The 566-nt window shown below is 63.3% G+C and carries 1 pseudogene; it reads left to right on the forward strand.

The window, feature by feature from the left end:
- Positions 1–566 (forward strand): annotated as a pseudogene (locus QN413_RS27085) (IS3 family transposase); the annotation flags it as partial.

Genomic DNA, 566 nt, shown 5'->3' on the forward strand with positions numbered 1-566 from the left:
TCAGCGGCATTCAAAGCCAAGGTGGCGCTGGCGGCCGTTCGAGGCGACAAGACGCTGGCCGAACTGGCGCAGCAGCATGACGTTCACCCCAACCAGATCACCGACTGGAAGAACCAGCTTCTGAGCCGAGCGGTCGACGTGTTCGGCGGCGAGGCTGCGGCGGCAGAGCCCGCTGTGGATCTGAACTCGCTGCACGCCAAGATTGGCCAGCAGGCCCTGGAGATCGATTTTTTGTCCGGCGCGCTCAGCAAGGCCGGCCTGCTGAGCGTAAAGCGATGATCGAGCGAGATCATGCGCTGCCGATCAAGCGGCAGGCCGAACTCGTGAGCATCAGCCGCGGCAGCGCTTACTACCGGGCCAAGCCGATGAGCGATGCGGACTTGAATCTGATGCGTCGCATTGACGAGTTGCACCTGGAGTTGCCGTTCGCTGGAGCGCGCATGCTTGGCGACCTGCTTCGAGGAGAGGGCGTCGTCGTGGGCCGCAAGCATATGACCACGCTGATGCGGCGCATGGCCATCACCGCGCTCTACAGGAAGCCCAACACCAGCAAGAAGGCACCAGGA

The sequence above is a fragment of the Variovorax sp. LG9.2 genome (genome assembly GCF_035018885.1).
Taxonomy (GTDB): Bacteria; Pseudomonadota; Gammaproteobacteria; order Burkholderiales; family Burkholderiaceae_C; genus Variovorax.